Source organism: Streptomyces sp. NPDC004752 (genome assembly GCF_053601275.1).
The window spans coordinates 29,671-47,320 of the sequence record NZ_JBSGBN010000037.1; the positions used below are offsets into that span (position 1 = coordinate 29,671).

General features: G+C 69.0%; 9 protein-coding genes. 5 read left to right on the forward strand and 4 right to left on the reverse strand.

Going from position 1 to position 17,650, the window contains the following annotated elements; genetic code table 11:
* Nucleotides 1-179: 179 nt before the first annotated feature.
* Both ACWEKM_RS17685 and ACWEKM_RS17690 read left to right on the forward strand, forming a co-directional pair.
* Nucleotides 180-1,337: an acyl-CoA dehydrogenase family protein gene (locus ACWEKM_RS17685; protein ID WP_451622093.1), complete on the forward strand. Its 1,158-nt coding sequence runs from the start codon at nucleotides 180-182 to the stop codon at nucleotides 1,335-1,337.
* Between the two features lie 669 nt (nucleotides 1,338-2,006).
* On the forward strand, nucleotides 2,007-2,360 hold the full coding sequence (locus tag ACWEKM_RS17690; protein ID WP_451622094.1) for a hypothetical protein: 354 nt from the start codon (nucleotides 2,007-2,009) through the stop codon (nucleotides 2,358-2,360).
* Nucleotides 2,361-2,379: 19 nt separating this feature from the next.
* On the opposite strand, the gene ACWEKM_RS17695 is transcribed toward ACWEKM_RS17690, so the two are convergent.
* Both ACWEKM_RS17695 and ACWEKM_RS17700 read right to left on the reverse strand, forming a co-directional pair.
* Nucleotides 2,380-3,177: a phosphatase gene (locus ACWEKM_RS17695; protein ID WP_451622095.1), complete on the reverse strand. Its 798-nt coding sequence runs from the start codon at nucleotides 3,175-3,177 to the stop codon at nucleotides 2,380-2,382.
* Between the two features lie 67 nt (nucleotides 3,178-3,244).
* The gene (locus ACWEKM_RS17700) at nucleotides 3,245-5,206 is read right to left on the reverse strand and encodes a helix-turn-helix domain-containing protein (protein WP_451622125.1); all 1,962 of its coding nucleotides are present in this window, start codon (nucleotides 5,204-5,206) and stop codon (nucleotides 3,245-3,247) included.
* 222 nt (nucleotides 5,207-5,428) lie between these two features.
* Between ACWEKM_RS17700 and ACWEKM_RS17705 the strand changes: the two genes are divergently transcribed.
* From ACWEKM_RS17705 to ACWEKM_RS17715, 3 genes are all read left to right on the forward strand, one after another.
* Entirely contained in the window at nucleotides 5,429-6,931 is a 1,503-nt protein-coding gene (locus ACWEKM_RS17705) for a sodium:solute symporter (protein ID WP_451622096.1), read from the forward strand.
* 126 nt (nucleotides 6,932-7,057) lie between these two features.
* Nucleotides 7,058-8,026, forward strand: coding sequence for an agmatinase (speB, locus tag ACWEKM_RS17710; RefSeq protein ID WP_451622097.1), 969 nt, complete (start codon nucleotides 7,058-7,060; stop codon nucleotides 8,024-8,026).
* A 39-nt stretch (nucleotides 8,027-8,065) separates the two neighbouring features.
* Complete coding sequence (locus ACWEKM_RS17715; protein WP_451622098.1) at nucleotides 8,066-9,757, forward strand: thiamine pyrophosphate-binding protein; 1,692 nt, start codon at nucleotides 8,066-8,068, stop codon at nucleotides 9,755-9,757.
* A gap of 155 nt (nucleotides 9,758-9,912) precedes the next feature.
* Here the strand turns inward: ACWEKM_RS17715 and ACWEKM_RS17720 are convergent, their stop codons facing one another.
* Nucleotides 9,913-10,290: a hypothetical protein gene (locus ACWEKM_RS17720; RefSeq protein ID WP_451622099.1), complete on the reverse strand. Its 378-nt coding sequence runs from the start codon at nucleotides 10,288-10,290 to the stop codon at nucleotides 9,913-9,915.
* An 828-nt stretch (nucleotides 10,291-11,118) separates the two neighbouring features.
* Nucleotides 11,119-17,391: a DNRLRE domain-containing protein gene (locus tag ACWEKM_RS17725; RefSeq protein ID WP_451622100.1), complete on the reverse strand. Its 6,273-nt coding sequence runs from the start codon at nucleotides 17,389-17,391 to the stop codon at nucleotides 11,119-11,121.
* Nucleotides 17,392-17,650: the final 259 nt, after the last annotated feature.

Sequence of the window (17,650 nt, forward strand, 5' to 3'; positions counted from 1 at the left end):
GCGATGTCGGCCGGACCGGCGGCGCCCGGCGCCCGGCGGGGGAGCGGTGGCCCGGCGCGGGAGTGGTGGTCGGGCGTGATGAGGGTTACCCCGGGAACGCCCTGGACGGGTTCCGCACTCGCCGGTACCGTGACTTCTGAGCAAGCGCTTAGATGTGCCGAGGTCCGTGGAGGTGGCGCGTGCGCCGTACGGTGTTCAACGAGGATCACGAGGCGTTCCGGGAGACCCTTCGCGCCTTCATCGAGGCCGAGGTCGTGCCGGTGTACGACGAGTGGTTCGCCGCCGGCCAGGCACCGCGCGAGTTCTACTACAAGCTCGCCGAACTGGGCCTCTTCGGTATCAACGTCCCGGAGGAGTTCGGCGGCGCCGGCTTCGAGACGCACAAGTTCGAGGCGGTCCAGTACGAGGAGACGGCCCGCGCGGGCGTGAACTTCGGCGGCTCCGGTGTGCATGTGCTGCTCGCCCTGCCGTACCTCAAGATGCTCGCCACCGACGAACAGAAGAAGCGCTACCTCCCGAAGTTCGTCTCCGCCGAGGAGATGTGGGCCATCGCGATGACCGAGCCGGGCACCGGCTCCGACCTCGCGGGCATGAAGACCACCGCCAGGCTCGCCGAGGACGGCACGCACTACGTCCTCAACGGCGCCAAGACCTTCATCACCGGCGGCGTCCACGCCGACCGTGTCATCGTCTGCGCCCGCACCGCCGCACCCAGCGCCGATGACCGCCGCTTCGGTATCTCCCTCTTCGCCGTCGACACCAAGTCCGAGGGGTACGCCATAGGCCGCAAGCTGGACAAGCTGGGCCTGAAGACCTCCGACACCGCCGAGCTGGCGTTCGTCGACGTCAAGGTTCCGGTCGGGGATCTGCTCGGCGAGGAGAACAAGGGCTTTCACTACCTGGGCGCCAACCTGCCCTCCGAGCGCTGGGGCATCGCCTTCGGCGCCTACGCGCAGGCCAAGGCCGCCGTCCGGTTCGCCAAGAGTTACGTCCAGGAGCGCACCGTCTTCGGCAAGCCGGTCGCCCACTTCCAGAACACCAAGTTCGAGCTGGCCGCCTGCCAGGCCGAGGTGGACGCCGCCGAGGCGGTCGCCGACCGCGCCCTTCAGGCCCTGGACGCGGGTGAGCTGACCCCGGCCGAGGCCGCGAGCGCCAAGCTGTTCTGCACCGAGGTCGCGCACCGCGTCATCGACCGCTGCCTCCAGTTGCACGGCGGCTACGGCTATATGAACGAGTACCCGATCGCCCGCCTCTACGCGGACAACCGCGTCAACCGCATCTACGGCGGCACCAGCGAGATCATGAAGACGATCATTGCCAAGGACATGGGCCTGTAAAGGACATGAGCCTTTAAGGGACCGGCAGGTCCACGAAATGAGCGCCGACTACAACCTGGCTCATGAGTAAGGAACTTCGGTGCCTGCCCGATCCGCCCGATCCGCTCGGTCTGCCTGGTCCGCTCGACCTGGAGTGGACCGAGCAGGGCATTCCCTGAACTTCGGCGGCAGTGCGGTCTTTCAAACCCCCGGCTGTGAGGCCCGCGTCGGTGTCAAAGGTTTTGATGTCCTGCCCGAGGTGCCGATCCCATAGGGCCGGACTAGGCTGAGTGACGAGCCGCAAAACGGGGCACGCCCCGTGCCGTTGAAGTTCCCGAGACGAGGAACTCCGGTCGTTGATCTCGCCCACGCGTATCGCGTGGTCCGACCCGGCGGCATCGGTGCCGAGACGTGCTCTTCATATCTGAGCGGTGAAGCCAGAGACCGCGCCGCACCTGCTTTCCTCTGCGGCTGCGGCCATCCACTCGCCCGCCCCCTGTCGAGAGGCGCGCGAGAACGATGGAAGGAAAGGCAATCCCATGCGAGCACAGCGCGCGAGGCGTCTCCTCGCGGTGTCCGCTGCCGGCATCCTGATGGCCGGTGGGGCCGCGATCGGCGCAGCAAACACCGCTTCGGCGGCCACGTCGCACGTCGACTCCGGTTACTCCAGCGGATTCCACAGCAACGACGGTGGCGGCGGCCATGGTGGTGGCGGTCACGGCGGTGGCGGTCACGGTGGCGGCGGCCATGGTGGTGGCGGTCACGGTGGCGGCGGCCATGGTGGTGGCGGTCACGGTGGTGGCGGTCACGGTGGCGGCGGTCACGGTGGTGGCGGTCACGGTGGTGGCGGCCATGGTGGCGGCGGCCATGGTGGTGGCGGTCACGGTGGCGGCGGCCATGGTGGCGGCGGTCACGGTGGCGGCGGCGGTCACGGTGGTGGCGGCGGCGGACACTGACCGATCACGGAAACAGAGCGCGATGTGCGGCTCCCTCGCCGGGGCCGCACATCGCGGCGTCTGGAGTCAGGCGTCCGAAGTCGGTTGAAGTGACGTCCGTCGGTCCGTCAGTCCCCTTGGGCCAGGCCCGCTTCCGCCAGCAGATAGGCCGTCATCGGGTCGTAGTAGCGCGGGCTGAGGACGTGGTCGTCGAGCGGCACCGCCACCTGGAGCGTGCCCTCCGACTCGGCGAGGAACAGCGCCGGGTCGTTGCAGTCGGCGTACCCGACGGAGTCGAGGCCGTGCTGCGCGGCGTAACCGGCCCAGCCGTGGTCGGCGACGACCAGATCGGGCAGCGGGCGGCCCGCGCGCTCAAGTCCCGTCAGAATGGCCCGCATCGGCTCACCGGAGTGGGTGTGCCACAGGGTGGCGGTGTGCTCCAGGACGGCCACGTCCGCGAACTGCATGACGTACCCCTCGTCCGTCTGCAGCCCGTCCGGGATGACCACGACCTCGCAGCCGGCGGCGCGCAGCGCGGCGGCCGTGGCCCGGTGCACGTCGAGCAGACCGCCGGGGTGGCCGGTGGCGAACAGCACCCGCTGCCCTCCGTCGGCCGCCTTGCGCAGCCGCAGGGCCAGCCGGTCCAGGGCGTCGACCGTCAGCCCGGGGTCGATGGTGTCCTGTCCGTACCGGTACTCGGGGTCGTCGTTGACGCCGACCCGCTCCGCCATCACCGCGAGCACGTCCTGCTCGTCCTGCCAGCGGTCCCCGAGCTCCAGCCCGAGCCAGTAACCGCGGTCGCCGTTGGCCAGCTTGCGGTAGTGGGAGAGGTTGTTCTCGCGGGGGGTGGCGACATCGCCCGCGATACGGGTGCTCACTAGGTGGTCGAGTAGCTCGGCGCGGCTGGGTGTCCCGGGTATCGGCATGCCTCCCATTGTGGGGCAGCGGGCGGTGCGATTCCCCTGGCGTATCGCACCCTGGGACGCGGGCCACTCACTGGTGTCGCAGCGCGAACCACAGCTCCATGCGGACATCGGGATCGTCGAGATCCGCGCCGAGCAGCGCCGCGCACCGGCCGATCCGCTGCCGCACGGTGTTGCGGTGCACGGCCAGCGCGACCGCGGTACGGTCCCAACTGCCGTGCTGGGAAAGCCAGGTGCGCAGGGTGTCGGCGAGGGCGGGCCGGCCGGCGAGTGGCGCGAGCAGCGCGCGGGCGAACCCCTCCGCCTCGTCCGCCGGGACCAGCCCGTCCAGTCCGGGCCGGCCGCCGTGGCGGACCAGCGCGGTACGGGCGATGCGGGCGCGGGTCAGGGCGCGGGCCGCCTGGGCGTCGGCGGACGGCCACTCGTGCGGGGCGGCCGGGGCGCTGACGCCGAGGGTCCAGCCGGGTTGCGGTGCGGGTTCGCGGTCGGCGGGCACCAGCACCCGTACGACGTCACGGTCGACGTCGACCAGCGCCGAGCCCAGTGCCGCGCCCAACGCGGAGCCGGCGACCGCGTCCGGCACCTGGGCCTGCGGGCGGGCGTGCACGACGACCCACCGCCCGTCGCCGAGCAGCGGTGCCACGTCGTCCGGCGCCGCGCCGAGCAGCAGCCGGACCAGCGCCGAGGAGCGCGCCGCCCCGGCACCGCTGTGATGCTCCCCGGTGAGCAGCGACAACAGGACGGCGGCCACGGAGGAGATGGTGTGATCGCCGGTCTCCCGCCGCGGCACCGCCACCCCGAGCACGAACCCCTGCCCGTTGCCCAGAGCGTAGGCGGCGAGATGCGTACCACCCAGCGCATCGGTCGCGGAGGAGGGCCCGGACCGGGCGGCCGGTCCGGGCCGCACGGGAGTGGGCGGCGCGGGGGTGGACCCCACGGGGGTGGGCGGCGCGGCCGGTCCGGTACGGCCGGCGGTGGGGCCGGAGCCGGCGGTGGGCGGGTAGGTGCGGCTACCGGAGTTCGCGCGGCTACCGGAGTGGGCGCGGCCCGGGTCCGCGGCCTGAGCGGGGGTGTCCGAAGAATCCGCCCGCGTCGCGGGCGCCTGGCCGGTGGGCGCCGGGCCCATGGATGCCGGGCCGGTGGCGTCCAGGCCTATGGGTGCCCGCCCTGTGGGTGTCGGGTCCATGGGTGTCGGGTCCATGGGGTCCGGGTCCGGGTGGCTCGGCCCGGTTGTCCGGGACCTAGGGGCCGGGGTTCGGTGCGGCGGGACCGGGGCGGGGCGGGGACTGTCCGTGACGGGCCGTACCACCCGGGTCAGCTGGTCCAGGGCCGTGCGTACGTCGTCGTCGGGGGCCCGGCCCGCGGCGGCGATCTCCGTGCCGTCGGGTCCGTACAGGGCCGCCCGGCCGCCCAGCCGCTGGGCCAGCTGGCGCAGCACCGCGGGCACCGGGTCGGGGCGGGACGCGGCGGACGCGAGGCCCTGCTGGGCCTCCGTGACCCGGCGCAGCTCGGCCAGCCGGGCCTGGGCCACCAGCTGCCAGACCGCCTGGGCCACGCCCGCGAACGGCGTCAGCGGCGGGACCTCCACGAGCGGCAGTCGGTGCGCCTCGCAGGCCGCGACCAGGGCCCGCGGGACCGTGTCGTGCACCGGGGCGACACCGAAGCCGAGCGCCGCGCCGCCCGCCGCCACGATCCGGGCGACGTAGTCGTCGAAGTAGCCGTCGAAAGCGTCGCCGGAGCCGACGTCGAAAGCGTCGCCGGAACTGTCCCCCGGTCTCGGCTTCGCTCGGCCGGGGGCACCCCCGTCCGAGCCCGCCGCCTCCGGGAAGTGCACGCCCGCGGTCAGCAGCAGCTCGCCGCCCAGCAGATACGGGTAGGGGTCCGACATCTCCGAGGTCTGCGCCCAGTGGATGACCACCCCGGGCCCCGACGGGCCCGCGATCTGCCGCAGGGCCAGGTCCTCCCGGGCCAGCAGCGCCGACAGCGGAACCGGTGGGGTGGGCGGGACGGCCGGCGCGGACGTGTCCGGCATCATCGTGTGCGTTCCCTCCATCCCCACTCGCTCGAATGGATGAAACGTACACTTCGCAGTCGCTTTCCGGCCACCTAGTGTCAGTCCGGACCGGCAGCCGCGGGTACGGGCGTTTGTCCCCGTGATCCGCTGTCGGCGTCCCCGCTCCCGGAAATCCCCTTCCGGGACACCCACGAGTCTTAGCACGACACGCCACCGACCGTGCGCGAAGGAGGGCCCCACATGGCCGTCGACTACACCGTGATCGTCGTCTATCTCGCCGGCATGCTGGCCATGGGCTGGTGGGGCATGCGCCGCGCCAAGTCGAAGAGCGAATTCCTGGTGGCCGGCCGCCGCCTCGGACCCGCGATGTACTCCGGCACCATGGCGGCGATCGTCCTCGGCGGCGCCTCCACCATCGGCGGTGTGGGCCTCGGCTACCAGTACGGCCTGTCCGGCGCCTGGATGGTCTTCGCCATCGGCCTCGGCCTGCTCGCGCTGAGCGTCTTCTTCTCCGCCCGCATCGCCCGCCTGAAGGTCTACACCGTCTCCGAGATGCTGGACCTGCGCTACGGCGGCCGGGCGGGCCTCATCTCCGGCCTGGTGATGTGGGCGTACACCCTGATGCTCGTGGTGACCTCGACCATCGCCTACGCCACGATCTTCGACGTCCTCTTCGACCTCAACCGCACCGTCGCGATCGTCCTCGGCGGCTCGATCGTCATCGCGTACTCCACGCTCGGCGGCATGTGGTCCATCACACTGACGGACATGGTGCAGTTCGTCGTGAAGACATTCGGCGTGCTGCTGCTCCTGCTGCCCATCGCCGTCGTCAAGGCGGGCGGCTTCTCCGAGATGAAGGCCAAGCTGCCCACCGACTACTTCGACCCGCTGGGCATCGGCGGCGAGACGATCTTCACCTACGTCCTGATCTACACCTTCGGCATGCTCATCGGTCAGGACATCTGGCAGCGCGTCTTCACCGCCCGCAACGACCGGACCGCCAAGTGGGGCGGCACCGTCGCGGGCACCTACTGTCTCGTCTACGCCCTCGCGGGCGCCGTCATCGGCACGGCGGCCAAGGTGCTCTATCCCAAGCTGGGCAGCCCGGACGACGCGTTCGCGACGATCGTCAAGGACGAACTCCCGATCGGTGTGCGCGGGCTGGTGCTGGCCGCCGCCCTGGCCGCCGTGATGTCCACCTCGTCCGGCGCGCTGATCGCCTGCGCCACCGTCGCCAACAACGACATCTGGTCCCGGCTGCGCGGCGTGGTGCGCCCGCACTCGGAATCAGCGGAATCAGCGGAAGTACACGACGAGGTCAAGGGCAACCGTGCGTTCATCCTGATCATGGGCGTCGCCTCGATCGCCACGGCCATCGCGCTCAACGACGTCGTCCAGGCCCTGACCGTCGCCTACAACCTGCTCGTCGGCGGGCTGCTCGTCCCGATCCTCGGCGGGCTGCTGTGGAAGCGCGGCACCGCCCAGGGCGCCCTAGCCTCGGTGATCGTCGGCGGCCTCGCCGTCATCGGTCTGATGGCCTCCTTCGGCATCCTCGCCAACGAACCCGTCTACTACGGCCTGTTGTCCTCCCTGGTCGCCTACGTCGTCGTCTCCCTGCTGACGCGGCCGACCGACGCCGCCGTCCTCGCCGCGTGGCGTGAGCGCCTCGCCGGACGGTCCCCCGAACTCTCCTCCGAACTCGCGTCCGAACGCGCCTCCGAACCCGTCCCGGCCCACCAGTAGAACCACCAGTAGAGCCACCGGGAAAGCCCGGGAAAGCCGGGAAAGCCCGAGAAATCCCGGGAAGCCCGGGACGGTCAGGGAAAGCAGTACATGCGCGAAGAAGCGCAGGAAAGAAGGCATTTCACCATGAGCGGCAGCGAAACGCCCCGCGGTCCCGTCGACTCCTCCCGCGTCCCGCGGTACGCCGGCCCCGCGACCTTCGCCCGGCTGCCCCGCCTCGACGAGGTCGGCACCGCCGACGTCGCCGTCGTCGGCGTGCCGTTCGACACCGGCGTCTCGTACCGGCCGGGTGCCCGCTTCGGCGGCAACGCCATCCGTGAGGCGTCCCGGCTGCTGCGCCCCTACAACCCGGCGCAGGACGCCTCCCCCTTCGCGCTCGCCCAGGTCGCGGACGCCGGCGACATCGCCGTGAACCCGTTCCACATCAACGAGGCCGTGGAGACCGTCGAGGCGGCGGCCGACGATCTGCTCGGCACCGGCGCGCGGCTGATGACCCTCGGCGGCGACCACACCATCGCGCTGCCCCTGCTGCGCGCGGTCGCGAAGAAGCACGGCCCGGTGGCGCTGCTCCACTTCGACGCCCACCTCGACACCTGGGACACCTATTTCGGCGCCGAGTACACGCACGGCACCCCGTTCCGCCGCGCGGTCGAGGAGGGCATCCTCGACACCTCCGCCCTCTCCCACGTCGGCACCCGCGGCCCGCTCTACGGCAAGCAGGACCTCAGCGACGACGAGAAGCTGGGCTTCGGCATCGTCACCTCCGCCGACGTCTACCGGCGCGGCGCCGACGAGATCGCCGACCAGCTGCGCCAGCGCATCGGCGCCCGGCCGCTGTACATCTCCATCGACATCGACTGCCTCGACCCGGCGCACGCGCCCGGCACCGGCACCCCCGAGGCGGGTGGCATGACCTCCCGCGAGCTGCTGGAGATCCTGCGCGGCCTGGCGTCCTGCAACCTGGTGTCGGCGGATGTCGTCGAGGTGGCGCCCGCGTACGACCACGCCGAGATCACTGCTGTGGCCGCCTCCCACACGGCATACGAGCTGACCACCCTGATGACCCGCCGGATCGCGGCGGACCGCACCGCGTAACTTCCCCCGCCCGCCCCCTTGTTAGGAGACCGAGCCCCAGTGACGCACGACCACGGCCTGGTACTGCGCCCGACGCCCGCGCAGACGGCGGCCGCCCTCGCCCCTCCGCCCGGCCGCAACGGCGGAGACCTGGTCGTGGAGACCCTGGCCGGGCTGGGCGCGACGACCGTCTTCGGCCTGCCCGGCCAGCATGCCCTCGGCATGTTCGACGCGCTGCGCCGCTCGGACCTTCGCTATGTGGGGCTGCGGGTGGAGAACAACGCCGCCTTCGCGGCGGACGCGTACGGCCGGATCACCGGCGAGGCCGCGCCGCTGCTGCTGTCGACGGGGCCGGGCGCGCTGACCTCGCTGGCCGCGCTCCAAGAGGCGGCGGCGGCCTCCGCCCCCGTCCTCGCCATCAGCAGCCAGATCCCGACGGCCGGGCTGGGCGGCGGCCGGCACGGCTATCTGCATGAACTCCCCGACCAGGCGGCCTCGTTCCGGGGCGTGGTGAAGTCGGTCCACACCGTCCGCGCCCCGTCCCAGATCCCGTCCGCCGTCGCCGCCGCCTGGAAGTCGGCGCTGACCGCCCCGCACGGCCCGGTGTGGGTGGAGATCCCGCAGGACGTGCTGCTGGCGGAGACGGCCCTGCCGGTGGTGACCGCGCTGGACGCCACCCCGGACGAGCTGCCCCCGCGCCCCGAACTGACCGCCCTGGCCGCCGACCTGCTCTCGCGCGCCGCCCGCCCGGCGATCATCGCCGGCGGGGGAGTGGTCCGGGCGGACGCCGCCGGCAAGCTGCTGCGGCTGGCCGAGCGCCTCGCCGCCCCGGTCGTGACGACCTTCGGCGGCAAGGGCGCGTTCCCGTGGGAGCATCCGCTCTCCCTCCGGTCCTGGCTGGAGGACCGGCACACGACCGACTTCCTGGAGGACGCGGACGTCCTGCTGGTGGTCGGCTCGGGCCTTGGTGAACTGTCCTCCAACTACCACACGTTCACCCCGCGCGGCCGGGTGATCCAGATCGAGGCCGACCTCGGCAAGCTGGAGTCCAACCACCCCGCCCTGGGCATCCACGCGGACGCCCGGCCGGCCCTACAGGCGCTGCTGGAGACGGTGACGGAGCGCACCGACCCCTCGGCGCCGCGGCGGGTGCGCACCCTGCTCACCAAGGTCGCCGACCGCATCGCCGCCCAGGAACTCACCCTGGAACAGGACGTGTTGGCCGCGGTCCGGCGCGCCCTGCCGGACGGTGCCCCGTCCTTCTGGGACATGACGATCCTGGCCTACTGGGCCTGGTCGGCCTTCGACGCCCAGGCCCCGAACGCCATGCACTCGGCGCAGGGCGCCGGCGGCCTCGGCTATGGCTTTCCGGCGGCGCTCGGTGCGGCCGTCGCCGACCCCGGCCGCCCGGTGCTGGCGGTGTCGGGGGACGGCGGGGCGCTCTATTCGATCGCCGAGTTGGCGACGGCCCGCCAGTACGGTCTGAATGTCACCTGGCTGATCGTCGACGACGGCGGTTACGGCATCCTGCGCGAGTACATGACCGATGCGTTCGGTCAGGCCACGGCGACGGAGCTGGCCCGCCCCGACTATGTGGCGCTGGCCGGGTCCTTCGGGATCCCCGGGGTGCGCAGCAGCCCCGAGACCCTGGAGGCGGACCTGGCGCGAGCGCTCACGTCACCAGGACCGTCGGTGGTCGTGCTCCCCGCGGTACTGCGGATGTTCGCGCCGACGCACCTGAGTACGAGCTGATCACCCGTTACTTACGAGGTGCCTTGCTGGTCGGGCCTGATGAAAGCGTGAGAACTCCCATCATCACAGGCATCAGGCGCCTCTTCTCATTTCCCTCACTCACAGCCCGGCCAGCACGAGGTGGATCGACGCTCAGCAGACTTCGCCCTTGGCCGTCATTTCACGGAAGGAGTGACTGATCCGCTGGTCGTCCCCGCATCACCATCAAAGGTCAAGATCCCGTGTATACGGCGCAGAGGACCGGAATTCACCTCTCGATTCGAAAAGACATCGAGGAGTTCGTATCCAGCGACCAGAACTACCTCATTCCCTTCATATGACTCCAGGTTAATTACTGCGGCCTCAAGCAGACCAACCTCGCTGACAAGCAAGGGGATGTTATCACCATCTTTTGTCAAGGCCAATCCAGCTCGCGCATACAGTGATGGTATGAGCGTGACTCCGCTGGCGCGGGCGATCGTCTCGTCGTCGGAATCGCTCAACTCGGCGATTTTAGTATGGGCATGCTCAAGAACTCCTACAAGGTCAATCAATTCTCGAATGGTAATCTGGATAGCATCCGAGGCTGCTGAAAAAGTCGAGGGTGGTTGAGGTTCATTACGCTGACGTCGGCGTATCAAAAGGTGCTCCCGGAAGGGCCTGCGGCGGGGCTCTGAATTCCCCTTGGTACCCCCGGCTTGTCGCAGGACAGTTGACGGGACAGGACTGCGTCCAAGTAATAACGGATCGCCTTAAGGATCGCCCCTGAAAGACTCGGAGATCCACGACGAAATCGGCTAGCACCTTCAAATTCACGTTTCAGTGCACCTCGGGTTGCCGACCGATACCTGAAGTGTAGCGAAATCCCTTTCCTTGTCGACTCAATCAGTCATTCTTTGCGTCAACCTGCTCTATTTTTACTATGGGTAGAGGCTTGTGCATCTTTAACGTGGCCATCTGCATTGCGAGGTATGAGCTGAGGGTGCTCGGCCCCATCTCGGCTCGGTTGGCTGCCTTTGGCCCCATGTCCCGGGTTTCTGAGCGGGTTCCGAATCAGGTGGAAACCCTCGACGATGAGAAAAGAGCAACAGAAAACCGCCGTCGGGCTATACGCCTGCCGGCGGTTTCTTTTTGGCTCAGGGGTAACCGCTATTTGCGGATCTGCTCCGCTTTGCGTCGACGCCGCCGCTCGCCGAAGGCGGTCAGAGTGAAAACCGCTCCGATCGCGATGGCGAACGGTATGGCCTCGAGGGCATCTCCGGTCGCCAGGATTTCTACGAGATAGAACAGCGCCCCGAAGATCAATCCAGTGTAGATCGGATGCTTAGATGCCCATCTGCGTGTGTGTACGCGCGGGTCTGAGACCATCCCGTTCCTATCCGTCAGTAGTTGGGCCATCTGTGTGTGTACCCGCCGTGACCACCGCGCCACCATGTGCGGAAGCTCCTGATGCCGCCGCGGACGCCGTTGTAGTATTTCCTGCCGTTTCCGGCGCTGTAGCCGATCAGTCCGTCCCGGGCTCCACGCCAGGTGCTCGCCCAGTAACCACCAATGTGGCGCTTGCGCTTCTTGGTGCCGTATCGGTACGAGACCCAGCCGGTGATAGCGCCTGCACCTGCCGCGCACGCTGGTGCTCCCCATCCTTCCGTGACGAACGAGCAGCCAAAGGCCAGGCCGTACGACACCCACGTTTGATGATGCGCCACGAAACGGCCGACCCGTCGGGTCCAGCGCCGCCAGTGCCACCACCGCCCGTCGAGGTCATAGTGGTTAATGGGGTCGCCATTGCAGTAGTCGTAGGCGTTGGCACTGCCGCCGGGGACGGGATCGACGGACAGGAAGCGTCCGGTGGTCGGGTCGTAGAGGCGTACGCCCATGAGGGTCACGCCGTTGGGTGTTTCGGTGGAGCGTTGCTTGCCGCCGAGCCAGCCGTAGCGCGTGGGGTCGGTGCCGGGTAGCAGGTTGCCGTACTCATCGTAGGTGTTGACCACCGGGGTGGTGTTGTCCACGAGCGGGATCTGGGTGGCGATGTCGCCGTGCAGGTTGGCGAGTTGCAGAACGACGTCACCGGTCGCGCTGGTGGTGGCGATCAGGCTGCCGGTCAGGTCCTCCAGGCTTCGGCTGATGGTGTCGTTGCCCTCGTCCGTCCAGTCCGCGCTGTCGCCGTCGCCACCGTAGTGATTGGTCTTGGTGGTGTCCGTTGCCCAGGTGCCGTCCTCTGCCTGCTTCTCTGTCGTCCAGGAGGCGAGACGCCCGGCCGCGTCCAGGTTCCAGGTCGTGCGCTTGGAGTTCGCGGTGATCTGGCGTACAAGGTCGTTGGCGTAGTAGGCGTTCTGGGCTCCGCCGGCCTGTGCGGTGGTGCGGCCGAAGGCGTCGTAGACGGTGCCTGCGGCGGTCAGCCGGTCGGCGCTGTCGTAGTTGTAGTTGACCGTGTTGGTGGTGGGATCGCCTCCGTCGACGTCATCGACCGTGGTGGTCAGGGAGGTGCGGTTGGTGTTGTCGTCGAAGGCGTACGCGCGGTGGGTGGTGACGCCGACCTCGGAGTCGTCCACCTTGGTCAGGCGGCCGGCCGCGTCGTAGGTGTACTCCTGGTAAGCCCCGCCGCCCGTGTAGGTGGTGCGGCTGACGACCTGGCCGTGAATGGACTCGCTGGTGGACTCACCCTGGACGGTCCAGCCCGACTCCCAGTGCCAGTAGCGGGAGGTCTCAGCCCCGTTGGGGTCGAAGTCGAACTCGACGTCCATGTTCCACGGCAACACCTCCTTGTAGAGGCGGCCGTCGGAGTCATAGGAGCCGGTGACGTCGCCGATGGTGCCCATCACCGAGTCGTGGACCCGCGTGGGCAGGCCGGCGGGGTTGTCGTAGTCGTAGGTGATGGTGGACGGGGCCGAGTCGGTGACTCTGATCTTGCGGTCACGGTTGTCGTACTCGGTACGCGTGACGTTGCCCGCGCCGTCGTCGTAGGCGATCTCCCGCCCGAGCAGGTCGGTGGTGCGGGTGATGGTGGCCGTGCCGTTGGTGACGGTCGCCACGTCGCCGCTTGCCGAGTCATAGGTGGTGGTCTGGGCCGGAACTGCCGCACCGACACCGCCCGTGACCTGGGTCTGCTTCAAGCGGCCTGCGGCATCGTAGGTGTTGGTCGTGGTGCGGGTGACGCTGTTGGCCGTCTCGGTCACCTTGGCCGGGTTGCCCCAGCGGTCGTACTCCGTGGTCTTGACCGGCAGTTCGGTCGGGTTGGAACCGCCCCCGGTGATCGCAGCGGCCGGACCCGTGGAGCAGACGAGGTCCGCCCATTCCGGGCGCCCGGCACACGAGCCGGTTCCGGTGGCTGACCAGTAGCTGGTTACTGTGGCCCCTGCGTCGGCTCCGGTGGACTTCGGCAGCGTGGTTTTGATGACTCGGCCCTGGGCGTCGTAGCTGGTGGTCTTGGTCAGCTTCAGCCCGTTCGGGTCGGTCGTCACGCTGGTGGGCAGGCCCTTGGCCCAGTCGTAGGCGGTGGCCGTGGTACGCACGTCACCATCCGTCGGATAGCCGTCGATGGTGGCGCCCACCTTGGTGGTGGTGACCTGGTCGCTCACCGTGGCAGTGCCGTCGGTGGGCCGCCCTTCGTCGTAGGTGTTGACGGTGTGCTCGCGTGCGGCAACCTGGACTCCGGCCGGGAGGTCGGGGCTGTCGGCGTCGCCGGTGAGGGCGTGCGTGAGGGTCACCAGATGCAGGGGCCCGAAATCCTCCAATTGCCGCTTGCCGTCGGCCGAGTAGACCGAGACGGCGCCCAGCAGGCGGGCTCGCTCGGCCGAGGAGGCGGCCAGGATGCCGAGTTGGCTCTGGGTGTTGACCTGGTAGTCCGCGCTGCCCAGGGCCAGTTCGCGGTTGGTGGCGGTCAGTTCGAAGACGGTGTTGCCGAACCGGTCGTACTGCTTGGTGGTCAGGTGCCGGCCGGGCAGGCCGGTGTTGACCTCGCGTCCGGAGGCGTTGGTGTAGGTGATGGACGCCTTGTCGTAATCACCTGCGCCCAGGTCGCTTCCGGTGTGGGAGAGGGGAACCTGGTCGGCGGGGAAGACTGCGGTGGCGTCCGTGGGAGCGTCGGTCTGGCCCCACGTCGCCGCGTCGCCGGGCGCGACTTGGTTGGGGCCCTTGTCGCCGGACAGCGGCACGTCGTAGACGACGGACGCGATGGCCTTGCCGCCGTCCTGTGTGTCCTTCGTGCCCGCCGTCAGGGTCGGGCGGGAAGCCGACAGCAGCATGCCGTCGCCGGCCACCGCACTGCTGCCTGCCTTGCCGTACTCGAAGGTCCACGGCAGTTCACCCGGCGGGGTCAGCGCGGTCACGCGGCCGGCGGACTCGTAGCCGTAGGCGGTCTTCAGGGCCGGGGAGATGCGCGGGTCCCACTGCTCGCGCAGGCGGCCCTGGTCGTCATAGGAGTACTGCGAAATGGCCGTGGCCGTCGCGGCCGAGGCGCCGGGGTCGGTGGCCCACAGGCGGATCTGCTTGACCTGCCCGCTGTAGTCGCCGAACGCACTGGACGTGGCGGTGGTGGAGGTCGCGTAGACGTACTCCAGCGTCCGGCAGCCCTTGGTCGACGGCGTGGCCGCACACGTGTCGGCCGACATGGCCGAGGTGGGCGCGATCACGTACTTGGGCCGGGCCAGCGTCTTGCCGTCCACCGTGGTCTTCTCCGAGATCACCGTGGTGGTGGACTTGTCCGTGGGCAGGAAGGTGGTGGACAGCTGCCAGGTGGTGGCGGTGGAGTCGACCTTGCTGAACAGCGAGGTGGTGCCGTCAGTGTCCTTCAGCGTGAAGGAACTCGTCAGGCTGCCGGTCAGTGTCAGATCTTCGGCACCGGTTTCCGGCTTCCAGCCGCCGTCCTTGGCAGCGGTGAACCCGGTCTCGTCGCCGTCCACGTCCACGACCGCCACGGAAGTGGCCGAGGTCTTGCGCACGTAGGCCCAGTTGCTGTCGGAGATGTCAGCAGTGGTGCCCGCGGTCCACTGCGGCCCGAAAATCGCGGCCTGGCCCTCCTGCTGGGCGCCGTTGGACGGGCGCCGGGAGGAGAAAGAGCGCGTGACCGTCAGGTCGAAGGCCGAGGCGTCGGTGGCGGACAAGCCGAAGTCGCCGGTGAGCGTGTTCACGGTGCCGGGCCCGACATCTTCGCTGGGCGCCTGGCCGGCGTTACGGTCCACCGTGATGGTGGTGGCCGGCGAGGCGTCGGTGGTGGTGCCGTCGGTGAACACCGCGCGGACGTCGACCGGGCCGTCTTCGCTGAGGGTGTCGGTGACGTTCCAGGTCAGTGCCTCGGCGTTGCCGCTGGTGACGGTCGCCGGCCAGGCTGTGAGGGTCGAGCCGTCGGCCTTGCGGCGGACGTCCGTTGCGGGGATGTCCTGCCAGGTGTCGGTCTCGCCGCGCCGGTACTGGTAGCGCACTCCGGTGTCGCTCGCCTTGCCCTGGCCCGTCAGCTCCGTACGCCGGGCGGGACGGTCCCCGTCGCCGGGAGTGAGCAGCGCGGCGCCGGAACCGGCGTAGAAGGTGTAGCTCGTGGAGGCGGAGACGTTGCCGGCCGCGTCCTTGGTGCGCGCGTTCAGGGTGTGCTTGCCGGCGCGGAAGACCGGCTTGGCGGTGACCGCGGTGCCGGTGGTGGCGACCGGCTGCCAGGTGCCGCCGTCCAGATTCCACTGGACTTCCTTCACATCGCTGGTCGGCGGGGTGAAGGTCAACGTGCCGGTGAAGTTCCCGTTGTCATCCGGCGTCCCTGACCACTGCCCGGCCGGGAAGTCGGTGGAGGACATCTGCGTTGTCGCCGGGGCCGTGGTGTCGACCGTGAGGGTGCGGAAGCCCGACCAGGCGCTGTTCGCTGAGCCGTCCCCGGAACGCGAGCGCCACTTGTAGGTGCCCGGCGGCAGCGCCGTCGGCGTCCAGGTGGCCGTCGCGCCGGAGGCGACGCTGCTGCTGGAGCCGGACTGCAGCGCGGAGGTGCCGTTGGAGGCCCAGACCTCGAAGTCGAGCGTGACCTGCGAGCCGTCGCCGTCCAGCGCCTTCGCCGACAGGGTCGGCGTGGTGTCGTTGGTGGCGCCCTTGTCGGCCGGGGATATCAGGGTCGGCACCCCGGGAATGGAGTTGTAGCTCACCGACAGATACGGCGTGCTGGAGGCGGCGTCGCCCGAGTTGAACCGCTTCCAGCCATACGGATCGGTCTCGTCCGAGGCTTGCAGCCCCAGGTGGTTGGTGCCGTTGCCGTTGGCCGCCCACGACTTGACCAGCGAGGTGACGTCCGCGTTGACCCAGCCGTCGTTGCAGGAGCTGGAGTAGCCCTTGGTCTGTGTGCTGGTGGCGTACTTCGTGCCCCAGGACGGCTGGCTCGTCCAGCGCGTGCTGGTGCTGGCCGCGCCCGTGCTGTACACGTCCCAGCCCTTGGCCGTGCAGGACCAGGAGTGGAACTCGTACAGGTTCAGCTTCGCCGCGGTGATCTGCTTCCCGGTGATGTTCTTCATCGGGAAGGACAGGAAGGAACGGGCTACCTGACTGGAGCCGTTGTTGCCGATCTTCAGCTCGGTCGCGGCCGACTCGTCGGTGGTGTAGCCCTGCTCCACGAAGGTGTCGAAGCTGCTGCCGACGTTGATGGACGGGTCGATGGTGACCGGGAACTGCGTCTTCTCATCCGTCAGGAACTCGGCGTCCGGAGTCAGCGTGATGGTGATGGTGTCGCCGTCCTGTGCGACCTGCACCCCCACCTTCGCCTGATGGGTGTGCTCCCCGGAGCTCTTGTCCGTTTGGGCGTCCCACATCACCGGCGACGGCAAAACCCCTACGGTCTTGCCCTTGTCGTCGGTGAAGGTGACCGACCCGTCCGCGTGGGCCTTCGCGGTCAGTCCCTTGGCCTTCAGGCTGTAGGCCACCTGGCCGTTGGCATCGACGGCGGAGCGATTCTTCAGCTCCAGGAACTGCTCATAGCCCGTGCGCGTGGACTCGATCAGCAGGTCGGTGGCGGGCAGTGCGTCCTTGTACCGGGCGACCGTGTCATCGGCCCCCTCGATCGTGGGCTCCGGCAACGCGCCGTACCAGCCGAGCTGAAGTTGCCGACCCGCACGATCCTCCACCGTGACCAGTGGCACCGGCGTCGCCGCACTCTTCTCACCGGCGACCTTCAGTCCCTTCGGTGCGGCATGCTTGCCGGCGAGGGTCAGCCCGTGGGGATGCCCCTTCGCCCTGACCGATCCGTCACTGGCCTGTTCCAGCGACGGGTCGACGCTGTGCCAGGAGCCGTCGTCGCCCTTGAAGCGGATCGGTCCGGCGTACGCCTTCTCCGTAACCGTTCCGTCCGGGTTCACGTAGGTGGTCGAGGTCTCCGTACGAGCGTCGGTGGCCTCGATGCGGCGGTTCTGGATCTTGGCCTTCAACCGCGCAGCGGCAACGGAGGCCGCAGTAACGGGTCCCAGCTTCTTGGGCTTCTTACCGGAGGCCGTCGCGGTCTTGGTGGGCACTTCCTGCGGCAGAGCGACGGCCTGGCCCGTGGAGTCGATGACCACGGCAGCCTCGACGGCCATCAGCAATGTCAGCGCCGCCGCGAGCGGACGCAGACGACGCAGGGAGGACAGTGGGAGATAGGGCTGCTCGGACCCTGCGGCTCTGTGCCGCGTGGGTCTCTGAAACAGAGATCGCATGTGAAGTCCCCTCCAGCGCAGTTGCCTCTCTGCGCCAGCCGGAGATCTTCACACGTCACTCACACCCTGTCATGACGCCTTCTATGGTCAGAACTTGAACAACTACGCTTCTTGATGTGGCCATATGTCCCCTATTTTCCAAATGTGCCATATATGCTTTACTATCGGCAGTAACGGGCTGAGGTCATACTCGATGAAATAGTCCCCAATTTATCTTCACGCCTTGAGTCAGATTTTACTGATCTCGGTCAGGTGTGCA

Bases quoted from the DNA above. Each gene is read 5' to 3' on its own strand.
- ACWEKM_RS17695 (WP_451622095.1), bottom strand. From the start codon at position 3,177: ATGCCGATACCCGGGACACCCAGCCGCGCCGAGCTACTCGACCACCTA.
- ACWEKM_RS17700 (WP_451622125.1), bottom strand. From the start codon at position 5,206: ATGCCGGACACGTCCGCGCCGGCCGTCCCGCCCACCCCACCGGTTCCG.
- ACWEKM_RS17705 (WP_451622096.1), top strand. From the start codon at position 5,429: ATGGCCGTCGACTACACCGTGATCGTCGTCTATCTCGCCGGCATGCTG.
- speB (WP_451622097.1), top strand. From the start codon at position 7,058: ATGAGCGGCAGCGAAACGCCCCGCGGTCCCGTCGACTCCTCCCGCGTC.
- ACWEKM_RS17725 (WP_451622100.1), bottom strand. From the start codon at position 17,391: ATGCGATCTCTGTTTCAGAGACCCACGCGGCACAGAGCCGCAGGGTCC.